Annotated in this window: 12 protein-coding genes and 2 tRNA genes; 7 read left to right on the top strand and 7 right to left on the bottom strand. The window is 48.5% G+C overall.

From position 1 onward, the window contains the following. Positions 1-7: 7 nt before the first annotated feature. Positions 8-97 (bottom strand) — tRNA-Ser (locus ACI4J0_RS05600). A gap of 28 nt (positions 98-125) precedes the next feature. Continuing rightward, positions 126-214 (bottom strand) — tRNA-Ser (locus ACI4J0_RS05605). A 211-nt stretch (positions 215-425) separates the two neighbouring features. Here ACI4J0_RS05605 and ACI4J0_RS05610 point away from each other — a divergent pair. Then, positions 426-1781, top strand: coding sequence for a CCA tRNA nucleotidyltransferase (locus tag ACI4J0_RS05610; RefSeq protein WP_439764828.1), 1356 nt, complete (start codon positions 426-428; stop codon positions 1779-1781). A gap of 97 nt (positions 1782-1878) precedes the next feature. On the opposite strand, the gene nrdR is transcribed toward ACI4J0_RS05610, so the two are convergent. Then, positions 1879-2331, bottom strand: a complete 453-nt coding sequence (gene nrdR, locus ACI4J0_RS05615) for a transcriptional regulator NrdR (RefSeq protein WP_439764829.1) — start codon at positions 2329-2331, stop codon at positions 1879-1881. A gap of 101 nt (positions 2332-2432) precedes the next feature. On the opposite strand from nrdR, the gene ACI4J0_RS05620 reads away from it, so the two are divergent. Genes ACI4J0_RS05620 through ACI4J0_RS05635 form a run of 4 tightly spaced genes read left to right on the top strand, consistent with a single transcriptional unit; the run spans position 2433 to position 5587 of the window. Then, positions 2433-3341, top strand: a complete 909-nt coding sequence (locus ACI4J0_RS05620; RefSeq protein ID WP_439764830.1) for a M15 family metallopeptidase — start codon at positions 2433-2435, stop codon at positions 3339-3341. A 31-nt stretch (positions 3342-3372) separates the two neighbouring features. Next, the gene (locus tag ACI4J0_RS05625; RefSeq protein ID WP_439764839.1) at positions 3373-4854 is read left to right on the top strand and encodes an L-fucose/L-arabinose isomerase family protein; all 1482 of its coding nucleotides are present in this window, start codon (positions 3373-3375) and stop codon (positions 4852-4854) included. 22 nt (positions 4855-4876) lie between these two features. Next, on the top strand, positions 4877-5023 hold the full coding sequence (locus ACI4J0_RS05630) for a hypothetical protein (protein WP_439764831.1): 147 nt from the start codon (positions 4877-4879) through the stop codon (positions 5021-5023). A gap of 3 nt (positions 5024-5026) precedes the next feature. Continuing rightward, the gene (locus ACI4J0_RS05635; protein ID WP_439764832.1) at positions 5027-5587 is read left to right on the top strand and encodes a Maf family protein; all 561 of its coding nucleotides are present in this window, start codon (positions 5027-5029) and stop codon (positions 5585-5587) included. Between the two features lie 43 nt (positions 5588-5630). On the opposite strand, the gene spoIIR is transcribed toward ACI4J0_RS05635, so the two are convergent. Next, positions 5631-6272, bottom strand: coding sequence for a stage II sporulation protein R (gene spoIIR / locus ACI4J0_RS05640; protein WP_439764833.1), 642 nt, complete (start codon positions 6270-6272; stop codon positions 5631-5633). A gap of 143 nt (positions 6273-6415) precedes the next feature. Here spoIIR and ACI4J0_RS05645 point away from each other — a divergent pair, with 143 nt between their 5' ends. After that, positions 6416-6976: a GNAT family N-acetyltransferase gene (locus ACI4J0_RS05645; RefSeq protein WP_439764834.1), complete on the top strand. Its 561-nt coding sequence runs from the start codon at positions 6416-6418 to the stop codon at positions 6974-6976. Between the two features lie 43 nt (positions 6977-7019). Here the strand turns inward: ACI4J0_RS05645 and ACI4J0_RS05650 are convergent, their stop codons facing one another. Genes ACI4J0_RS05650 through ACI4J0_RS05660 form a run of 3 tightly spaced genes read right to left on the bottom strand, consistent with a single transcriptional unit; the run spans position 7020 to position 9674 of the window. After that, positions 7020-8222, bottom strand: a complete 1203-nt coding sequence (locus ACI4J0_RS05650; RefSeq protein ID WP_439764835.1) for an LL-diaminopimelate aminotransferase — start codon at positions 8220-8222, stop codon at positions 7020-7022. A 24-nt stretch (positions 8223-8246) separates the two neighbouring features. Further along, a complete protein-coding gene (gene dapF, locus ACI4J0_RS05655; protein WP_439764836.1) occupies positions 8247-9083 on the bottom strand; it encodes a diaminopimelate epimerase in 837 nt (278 codons plus the stop codon). A gap of 15 nt (positions 9084-9098) precedes the next feature. Continuing rightward, the gene (locus ACI4J0_RS05660) at positions 9099-9674 is read right to left on the bottom strand and encodes an ANTAR domain-containing response regulator (RefSeq protein WP_439764837.1); all 576 of its coding nucleotides are present in this window, start codon (positions 9672-9674) and stop codon (positions 9099-9101) included. A 323-nt stretch (positions 9675-9997) separates the two neighbouring features. Here ACI4J0_RS05660 and ACI4J0_RS05665 point away from each other — a divergent pair, with 323 nt between their 5' ends. Next, positions 9998-10936, top strand: coding sequence for a zinc-ribbon domain-containing protein (locus ACI4J0_RS05665; protein ID WP_439764838.1), 939 nt, complete (start codon positions 9998-10000; stop codon positions 10934-10936). Positions 10937-11137 lie beyond the last annotated feature (201 nt).

An 11137-nucleotide genomic window follows, 5' to 3' on the forward strand; every position in this document is an offset into this window, starting at 1 on the left:
TTTTATCTGGCGCAGAAGGAGGGATTTGAACCCTCGCGCCGGTTTCCCGACCTACGCCCTTAGCAGGGGCGCCTCGTCACCACTTGAGTACTTCTGCATAATGGTAACAAAATAAAATATTCTGTTGGCGGAGAGGGTGGGATTCGAACCCACGGTCCCTCGCGGGATCACCGGTTTTCAAGACCGGCTCCTTAAACCACTCGGACACCTCTCCAGAGCCGATATCTATAAGCAACAAATTTATTCTAACATAAAAAAATGATTTTGTCAAGCTTTTTTTTGAAAAAACAGAAATTATTTTTATGACGTTTTTTTATTGCGCTTCTGCCTTGCAATTTGCGGAATGATGTGGTATAATATAAATTAGGTAATTGTCCGCTTCTGCGGTTTGTATTATATGAATTGGAATTGGATGTGAGCATACTTTGGATATCAGTATTCCCGTTAATGTGAAGGCTGTCCTTGACCGCCTGGAACAGGGCGGCTTTGAGGCGTATATCGTGGGCGGCTGCGTAAGAGATTCTGTTCTCGGTGTGAAGCCCAAGGATTATGATATTACCACAAATGCGCTCCCCGACGAAATCATTGCCTGTATGGACGGGCTGAGAGTTATTGAAACGGGGCTTAAACACGGCACTGTTACTGTGGTGAGCGATGGGGAAAATGTGGAGGTCACTACTTATCGGGTGGACGGAAAATACTCCGATCACCGCCGTCCCGATTCGGTGAAGTTCGCTTCTTCCCTCGAGCAGGATCTGTCACGGAGGGATTTTACCGTGAACGCTATGGCTTATTCCGACAAGTCGGGTATTATTGACGTTTTCGGAGGTCAGCAGGACCTGTTCAGCGGCAGGATAAGATGCGTGGGCGAGCCTGCGGTGAGATTTGAGGAGGACGCTCTGAGAATTATGAGAGCCCTTCGCTTTGCTTCGTCTCTTGGCTTTCGCATCGACCCTCTGACTGCCTCGGCTATCCACGAGAAAAAACAGCTCCTCAAGGAAATTTCCGCCGAGAGGATAATGAGCGAGCTTACGGGATTTGTTATGGGCTCGGCTCCCTGCGACCTTATGATAGAGTTTGACGATGTTTTCTGCACTGTTATCCCCGAGTTTGCAAAGTGCATAGGCTTCGACCAGCGCAGCAGATATCACGTTTATGATGTGTGGGAGCACACCGCTCATGCTCTGGAAAATTCCAAGTGCGACAAGGAGGTCCGTCTCGCCATACTCTTCCACGATATCGAAAAGCCTACAAGCTGCCGTATCGATGAGGAGGGTCACGGTCATTTCCCGGGACACGAAAAACGCAGCGCGGAAACTGCCGAGCGTATTATGCGCCGTCTGAAATTTGACAACGAGACCATTAAAAACACCTGCGAGCTGATAAAATATCACTACATCACTCCCGTTGACGACAAGAGAGTTGTAAAGCACCTGATATCCGCCATGGGTCTCGGAATGTTTGACAAGCTGGCGGAGGTAATGAAGGGAGACAGCCGCGCTAAGCAGAGCTTCTGCCTTGAGAGGGTCAACACCCTTGACGCTATGAAATATCTGGCTCACGAGATCGTGAACAACGGCGAATGCTGCACCCTTCACGGGCTTGCGGTAAGAGGCAGCGACCTTGAGGACATCGGCTTTGAGGGCAAGGAGATAGGTGCTGCTCTTGACGAGCTTCTTGTGATGGTCATTGACGAGAAGATACCCAATGAAAGGGAAGTTCTTATCGAAACGGCGAGAGAGTTCGGGCAGAGAGGCAAAAAGCGGGTCTTTGAACTTTAAACTGCATATTGCATTTTGTAAATATTTTCCGCTTTTCGGAATATAATAAAAAAAACAGGGGCGGATAATTTCCGCTCCTGTCAGAAAAATATTTTGCTTATTCTCCGTTGTTTCTCAGCTCGGAGATTATGTCAAGAAAGCAGTCTACGTCGTTGAAATCCTTATTTACCGAGGCAAAGCGGACATATGCTACCTCGTCGAGCTTCTTGAGCTGCTCAAGCACCATATCGCTTATTTCACGTGTGGATATCTGGGTTATCATATTGTTGGCGCAGTAGGCCTCGATACTGTCTGCAATGGCGATTATGGCTGAGCCGGGAACGGGACGCTTTTTTACGGCAAAGGAAAGCCCTCTTATAAGCTTGTTGCGGTCGAAAGGCTCATAGGTATTGTCCTTTTTATTCACAAGCAGGTCGGGTATCTCAATGCTCTCATAGGTGGTAAAGCGCTTGTCGCAGTTGGTACAGCGGCGTCTGCGGCGTTTCTTTCCGTCAATGAGACGGGAGTCGATGACCTTGGTATCTTCAAATCCGCAGTAGGGGCATTTCATAATAGGCAGACCGCCTTTCAATTATCATTTGTAACCTTATTATAACCTATTTTCCCGCCGATGTCAAGCGGAGGACACTTAATTTCAAAGGAATGAAAACAGTGAAGAAGAAAAGAAAACAAAACGGCGTAAAGCTGTTTATCATATCTACGGCTATCTTATTTACGGCGGTGTTTTTTATGTCAGGTACAGCTTCTCAGAAGGACGATGAAAAAAACATCTCGAAGCCTTCACAGTCAGAGACTGACGGCTCGGAGAGCGCTGTTTCCGAGTCTTCGGGAACGGATATCCCGTCGGGCGAGGAAGGCGTTTCAGACATTTCCACAGAGACTGCTGAGGAACCGAAGGAGCCTAAGCCCGACCCTGCCGATGCCGACAACACCTGGGCGATGTTTCTCGTAAACTCCAAAAATCAGGTGCCTGCGGAATACTGCGACGGCATTGAGACTGATCTTGTTTACGAAAGCTGGCGTGAATATTATCTTGATTCCCGTGCGGCTGAGTATATGAAGCAGATGATAAAGGCTGCCGAGGAGGACGGGATACAGCTTGTGGTGATGTCTGCGTACCGCTCTGTTGAGTATCAGCAGAACAACTTCGACAAGAGCGTTCAGGACAGGATAGACAATCGGGGAATGACCTATGAGGAGGCTTATGCCGACACCTTAAAGGAGGTACAGCTTCCCGGCTACAGCGAGCATAATGCAGGTGTGGCGGCGGATATTATGTCCAACGAGGAGACCAGCATGGAGGACGACCGCTTCAAAAACACCAAGGCTTATGAATGGCTTTGTGAGAATGCGGCGGATTACGGCTTCATTCTCCGCTATCCCGAGGGCAAGGAGGATATCACGTGGATAATATATGAGCCATGGCATTACCGCTTTGTGGGAGTTTACTATGCAAAGCTCCTTGCCGACAAGGGTATTACCCTGGAGGAATATTTTGAGGAAATGAACTGGGTGGACGAGGACGGCAAGGCTGTTTATCATCTCCCCACGCTTGAATAATAATATGAAAGGATGTTTTAAAATGAACAAAATGACCAATATGCCCGAGATAAAGCTGGGTATTGCTGCTGTAAGCAGAAGCTGCTTCCCTAAGAGCCTTTCCGAGGGAAGATGCAAAGAGGTATGCACGGAATGTGAAAAGATGGGCATTGAGATATTCCGCTGTCCTACCGTTTCCGAGAATGAAAAGGATATGCAGAAAGCCGTTTCCGAGCTTAAAGAGGCTGGGGTAAACGCACTTGTGGTATATCTGGGAAACTTCGGTCCCGAGACGACCGAAACACTTCTTGCTAAGAATTTCGGTCTGCCTGTGATGTTCGCAGCTGCTGCCGAGGAGAGCGGAAAGGACCTTATCGACGGCAGAGGAGACGCATTCTGCGGAATGCTCAATGCAAGCTACAACTTAGGCCTCAGAGGCGTTAAGGCGTACATACCCGAATATCCCGTGGGCACTCCCGACAAGGTGGCTGAGATGATAGGGGAGTTTATCCCTGTGGCAAGGGCGATACTCGGTCTTTCAAAGCTCAAGGTCATCTCCTTCGGTCCCCGTCCTCAGGATTTCCTTGCCTGCAACGCTCCCATTGCCCGTCTTTACGATATGGGCGCAGAAATTGAGGAAAATTCCGAGCTTGACCTTTTTGCGGCGTTCAACGCTCATGCAGGCGACAAGAGAATTGAGGGCGTTGTGGCGGATATGGTATCGGAGCTGGGTGTGGGCAACAAAATGCCGGGTATTCTCCCCAAGCTTGCTCAGTACGAGCTTACTCTCCTTGACTGGGCGGAGGAGCACAAGGGCGAGAGGGAATATGTGGTATTTGCAAACAAGTGCTGGCCCTCATTCCAGACACAGTTCGGCTTTGTTCCCTGCTATGTGAACAGCCGTCTTACGGGCAGGGGCATACCCGTTTCCTGCGAGGTGGATATATGGGGCGCTGTCAGCGAGTACATCGGTCAGTGCGTTTCCGATGACTGCGTAACTCTTCTCGATATCAACAACACCGTTCCCCGGGATATCTACAGCGAGGAGATAAAGGGCAGATTTGACTACAGCCTTACCGATACATTTATGGGCTTCCACTGCGGAAATACTGCTTCGGGCAAGCTTGCCTCCTGCGAGATGAAGTTCCAGAGAATTATGAGAAGAGACCTGGAGCCCGACAAGGAGCCCGATATCACAAGAGGTACTCTTGAGGGGGATATTGCGCCTTCAAAGATAACCTTCTTCCGTCTCCAGTCCACAGCGGACGCAGAGCTTGCAGCTTATGCGGCTGAGGGTGAGGTGCTTCCCGTGGCTACACGCTCTTTCGGAGCTATCGGTGTATTTGCCATTAAGGAAATGGGCAGATTTTACCGCCACGTTCTTATCGAGGGACGTTTCCCTCATCACGGCGCAGTTGTATTCTCCCACAAGGGCAAGGCGCTTTACAATGTGTTCAGATATCTGGGCGTTAAGAAAATTGGATTTAATCAGCCTGCGGGTATGCTCTATCCCACTGAAAATCCTTTTGCGTAATTTTTTATTCGGGTGATATATTATGAAAAAGTTTTTAGGCGTTCTTTTTTCCGTTTTCGGATTTGTTTTAAATGCTATCCTGCTCTGCGGTCTGATGATAGTAGGCATTGACCTTTTTAACCGATATACCGAGGAGAAACAGGCTCGCTCGGGCGGAGAGGAGAAGTAAAAGATGGTGATCCTTGCTTCGGCTTCTCCCAGGCGGCAGGAGCTTCTAAAGCTGGCGGTCAAGGATTTTTCCGTATGTCCTGCCGATGTGGACGAGACTTTGCCCGAGGATATCGCCGCAAAGAATGCAGCCGAATATCTTGCGGTTAAAAAGGCAAGGGCGGTCGCGGAGAACCCTGAGCATATGTATGAGCCTGTTATCGGCTGTGACACGGTGGTCATACTTGACGGCGAAATTATGGGCAAGCCCCGTGATATAAACTGTGCCCGTGAAATGCTCACAAAGCTTTCGGGACGGGTACACAAGGTAATTACGGGGGTATGCATCTGCAGCAGGGGAAAGCAGCGGAGCTTTTCCGAGGTCACAGAGGTGGAGTTTTATCCTCTTACCCCAAAGGAGATAGAGGATTACATCAAAACGGGCGACCCCATGGACAAGGCAGGCGCTTACGGCATACAGTCTGAGGGCTGTATGCTGGTAAAGGGCATTAAGGGCGACTTTTTTAATGTGGTGGGGCTCCCTGTGGCGAGACTCAAGAGGGAGCTTGACAAAATGGTGCTGTGATAAAAAATGTCTCTCTCTGCTGTCCGCAGGGAGAGACTTGTTTTTATTCGGCGTTTTCCGCTTTATCGATCAGCTTTTCAAAAAGCTCAACAATATAAAGCCTTGCTTCATAATCGGCTTCCTCGGAGAGCATAAGGATATCCTCCTCGGTAAGCTCGCCGCCGTATTTTTCCATTATCTCCTCGTCGGTGAGGGCGGCTCCTGCGCAGGGAACGCAGAGAGGCGGATACATAACGCACCACCAGTTATGTCCCTCGCCGCTGCCGATAGTTATCCGCAGGGCGGTGTAATTTCCTGCGGGAACCGCAAAAGCATTGTAGATACGCCTGTCAAAGGTCATTTCACGAAGCTCGCAGGTGACGGTATCCTCGGAGCCGTTGGCGGCAAGGGTATTATCTGCGATCTCCTTTATCCTGTCAAGCTGCTCCGAAAGCGCCATCTCCGCTTCTTCCGAGGTGGAATATGGCTCGAAAAGCTCCTCTGAGGAGGCAAGTATGGCGTCTCTCACGAGAAGCTTTAAGCGCTGGTCCTCCTCGCTGTCCGAGTTTGCAAGAATGTGCAGGCGGACAAGGCTGTTTTCAAGGCTTTTTTCCGTCTCGGCGGCTGAATATATTCCCGTTACAAGCAGTGAGAATGCCATTGCTGCGGCGATGAGGGCTGTATCGGATATGTATTTTCTTTTCATAGAGATAAGTTCCTTTCGGTTTTGATTTATCCCTATTATTGGCTCATTTGCGGCGGTTAATCAGTTTTATGGAATTTTTTTGGATATATGGCGTGCTTTGATTGCTTTGGGAGCTGAAATTCACATTAAAGTGAGGTAAGTGTATGAACGTTTATGAAAAATGCCCTGTGCTTGAAAATGAAAATTTCCTTTTGAGATCTGTGGAAGAGAACGATGTACAGGACTTGCTTTCCGTTTATTCCGATGAAAAGGCGGTGCCGTTTTTTAACAGCGACAACTGCAACGGCGATGATTTTCACTATACCACTGCTACGCAAATGAAACAGGCTATAGATTTCTGGCTGTTTTCATACAAGGAAAAGTATTTTGTCCGCTGGTCGGTTGTTGACAAAAAAACGGATACTGCTGTGGGCACTGTTGAGCTTTTTAACCGCAGGGCAGATGATTTTTTCAATAACTGCGGACTTTTAAGGCTTGACCTGCGGAGCGACTACGAAAAGGCGGATATTATTTCGGATATTCTCGGGATAATTATTTCCCCTGCGTATGAGCTTTTTGACTGTGATATCATTGCTTCAAAGGCAATTCCCGCCGCAAAGGAGAGGATAGCCGCCTTTGAGCGGTACGGATTTACGCCTGCCGATGAAAAGCTTATAGGTCACGACGAAACTGAATACGGCGATTATTTTGTACTTAGAAAATGATATATGCCCCGGGAAGAACTGTCTTCCCGGGGCATATATCATCTTATTTCAGAAGCTCTTTAAATCTTCTCATAGCTTCGACCGTATTTTCATATGTGCCGAAAGCGGTGAGCCTGAACCAGCCTGCGCCGTTTTTGCCGAAGCCCTCTCCGGGAGTTCCGACCACCTGAATGTTGTTTAAAAGATAGTCGAAAAATTCCCAGCTGCCCATTCCGTTGGGGCATTTGAGCCAGATGTAGGGCGAGTTTATGCCGCCTGTGAACTTGATGCCAAGCTCGGTGAGCGCGTCTGCCATTACCTTGGCATTTCTTCGGTAATAATCGATCGCCTCGTGGGTCTGTTTCTGTCCCTCGGGGGTGAAAACGGCTTCTGCGCCGCGCTGAATGGGGTAGGAAACGCCGTTGAATTTACTGCCTTGGCGGCGTCCCCATATCTGTGCAAGGCTCACGTCCGAGCCGTCGGAGGCTTTGACGATAAGCTCCTCGGGGATTATGGTATAGCCGCAGCGTGTGCCTGTAAAGCCTGCGGTCTTGGAGAGAGAGCACATTTCAATGGCGCACTTTTTCGCACCCTCCACCGCATAAATGCTTCTGGGCAGGTCGGGGTCGGAGATGAATGCCTCGTAAGCGGAATCGAAGATTATGACCGCTTCATTTCTTATGGCATAGTCCACCCATTCCTTGAGCTGAGCCTTTGTGTATACCGAGCCTGTAGGATTGTTGGGGGAGCAGAGGTAGATCAAATCTGCATGGACACTGTCATCGGGCATTGCCGCAAAGCCGTTTTCCTCGTTGGAGTCGGCATAAATTACCTCTCTGCCTGCCATAATATTTGAGTCAACGTAAACGGGATATGCGGGGTCGGTCACGAGAATAGTGTTGCCGTCTCCGAAAATATCGACGATATTGCCGCAGTCTGCCTTTGCACCGTCATTAACGCGTATATCCGACAAATTAAGGGAAACGCCGAAGCTTTTGTAATAGCCTGCAATGGCTTCTTTCAGAAAATCATAGCCCGAGCCGCTGTCCTCATAGCCGCGGAAGGTCTCTTTAACTCCCATTTCGTCCGCAGCCTTCTTGATAGCGTCAACCACAACAGGGGCAAGGGGCAGGGTAACATCGCCTATGCCCATTCTGATAAGGGGCTTGTCGGGATTTGCTTCTGTGAATGCCTTGAGCCTTTTTGCGATATCTATAAAGAGATAATTTTTCTTCATTGTAAGGAAATTTTCATTTATCTTAACCATTGGTATCCGTCCTTTCAGATGTGTTTACACGTCGATCTCGCCTGTGAATACGGTCTCGGCAGGTCCTCTCATAAGGACTGTTCCGTCCTCCTTATAGGTGATGAAAAGGTCGCCGCCGCGAAGCTTTACGGTTATTTCCTCGCCGCGCCTGAAATAGCCGTTTTCCACAGAAGCCACCGCCGCAGCGCAGGCTCCCGTTCCGCACGCCCAGGTCTCTCCCGAGCCGCGCTCCCATACTCTCATCTGAATGGTATGTGAGTCAAGGACCTTTATAAATTCCGTATTTACCCTCTCGGGGAACAGCGGGTGATTTTCATATGCGGGACCTATCTTTTCAAGCTCCAGCCCGTCCACGTCCTCCACATAGGTGACGGCGTGGGGGTTGCCCATTGAAACGGCGGTTATGAAGACCTCTTTGCCCGAGACCTCTATGGGCTTGTTTATGAAGCTGTCTCCTTCCGCATTCATAGGGATATCCGAGGGTTTCAGTATCGCTTTTCCCATATTTACAAGAACGGTCTTTACCTTTCCGTTTTCGGGATAAAGGGTGAGATATTTTATGCCGCTCCTTGTTTCAAGAGTTATCTCGGTCTTGTCCGTAAGACCGTTGTCATAGACGAATTTGCCGATACAGCGTGTGGCGTTGCCGCACATATTTCCCTCGCTTCCGTCGGCGTTGAACATTCTCATTCTGAAATCAGCCTTATCCGAGGGCATTATAAGCACAAGACCGTCGCCGCCGATGCCGAAATGGCGGTCGCTCACTATCTGCGATACCCTTTCGGGGTCGGGGACCTTTTCCTCGAAGCAGTTTACATAGATATAATCGTTGCCTATGCCCTGCATTTTCGTAAATTTCATAATGAAAGCACTTCCTTAATTGTATTCGTATGTCTTGAGAATGTCCGCCGCAACCTCGGAAAGGGTTATCCGCTGGTCCATTGCACGCTTCTGCATCTGGCGGTGGGCTTCCTTTTCGGATATCCTCAGATACTCGATAAGGACGCATTTCGCACGGCTGACAAGCTTCATTTCGTTTACCATTTCCGTAAGTGTCCGCTTTTCCTCACGCAAGCCGTCCAGCTTTTCCTTGGTGTGGACTGCGCTTCTGAGTGCGTTTATTATAAGCGCTCTGGGGGAGGATTTCGGGAGAATGAGAAGCCCCGATCTCGCAAGCTTGGCGCACACATCGTCATATACCTTTGAAGGTACAAATGCGATGATCTGTGTGTCATAGCTTTTGCTTAAAAAAGCCGCAGTATCTGCTCCGAAACGATCCTCAAAGGGCAGCACCAGAAGAGCGATATCGTAGGTATGCTCCGCAAAAAGCTCCCTGAGACTTTCGCCGTCCGTGACAGTAATGTCCGTTATACCTGCCTCGGCGCACATTGACGACAGGCTTGCCTTTATATCCTCCGAAGCGGCGGCTATGACAGCTTTTACTGACGGCATAAACAGGCTCTCCTTTCATACGGACTGCACCCTCGGCACAGCCCCGATGTATTTTTATTTTATCACATAAAAACAATTTTGTCAATAGTATTTGCAAGAAAAATATTTCTGACTTGCAAAAATATGTATAAAATCCGCTGATTTTCTGATTTGCGTATGAAAAACTGAAATAAACAATTTTTAATCCTGCTGAATTTCCGGCAGTATTAAAAATGTATTAAAAACGCCGTTTCTGTTGACAAAACGATGAAAATGTGGTATTATTATCTTGTAACTGATTTGTAACTATTTGATATGCACAATTTTTCAGAAAGGCTGATAAAATGATCTGTAAAAAATGCGGCAGCGAATGCCCCGACGGAAATATATTCTGCGAAGCCTGCGGCGCAGAGCTTGAGGCTCCCGTGCTCCCCGAGAATGTGGACGACAAGGGACGTATGAAAAAGCAGGCAAAGCCCAAAAAGGAAAAGGCTCAGAAGCCCAAAAAGGAGAAAAAACAGCGCACTCCCGAGGAAAAGGCGGCTTTTAAAAAGAAGCTTAAAGCCGCAGGTATCTGCCTTGTGCTTATTGCTGTGGTCGTTGTCATAGTGATACTCGTGCAGCTCTTCGGTTCAAATGACGGCTACAACGCCGCTCAGAGCATTCCTGTGGGAAGAAATGTGGCATATGCCGAGTCGGAAACAGGGCTTACCTTCTCCGAAAAGAGCGCCAACGGCATGATAAACAATATGACAAGCTTTGACTACATATGCATTTCCGAAAAAACCACCAAGGTAAGCGGTTCGGAACAGCCTCAGTGGGTAATTCTTCTTACTGTGGGCGAGGACGATATTATCACTGCTGTTGAGTATTATGACTTTACTCAGCTCAAGCTCAACTGGAAGGGCAGAAAGATGGCTGATATGCTTGACCAGAACTCCCTTGAGTACGGTATGAGCATCAAGAATGTTAACAAGAAGCTTGGTCTCAAGCCATATTACATCAAGCGCACTATTTCCAACGATTCCACCTACTGCTACAGATATTATTTCACCGACCCCGAACAGGGCTATGACCGTTCCTACAACTATTTCGTTGAATTTTCCGATGTGGAGATGGCGGTCAAGAACGTAAGCTACCGTGAAATAAACTATGCGGCAACAATTCTTGCGGCAGGGGAGACGACTTCTCCCGCTTCCGACATCGACCCCGAGGCAGCTGCCGAGGAAAATACCGATGAAGAAGGTTCGGAAGAGAACGAGGAAGGCTCAGAGGAAACATAAGAATATTATTTATCGTTCGGGTCTGTGTACCCGAACGATTCAGTCTGTCGAAAAAGAAATAACAATTATATAATATGCACAAACCAATGTAAAAATTGCTTTGTCAAAAACGTTCCACCGGAACGTTTTTGAGGGTAAGTATGTTTGAGCGCTCTACAAGGGGAGGCGGTCGTGTACGCCTCCCCTCGAAATGCTGTCGCA

This window comes from Huintestinicola sp. (genome assembly GCF_051882455.1).
Classification (GTDB): Bacteria; Bacillota; Clostridia; order Oscillospirales; family Ruminococcaceae; genus Huintestinicola.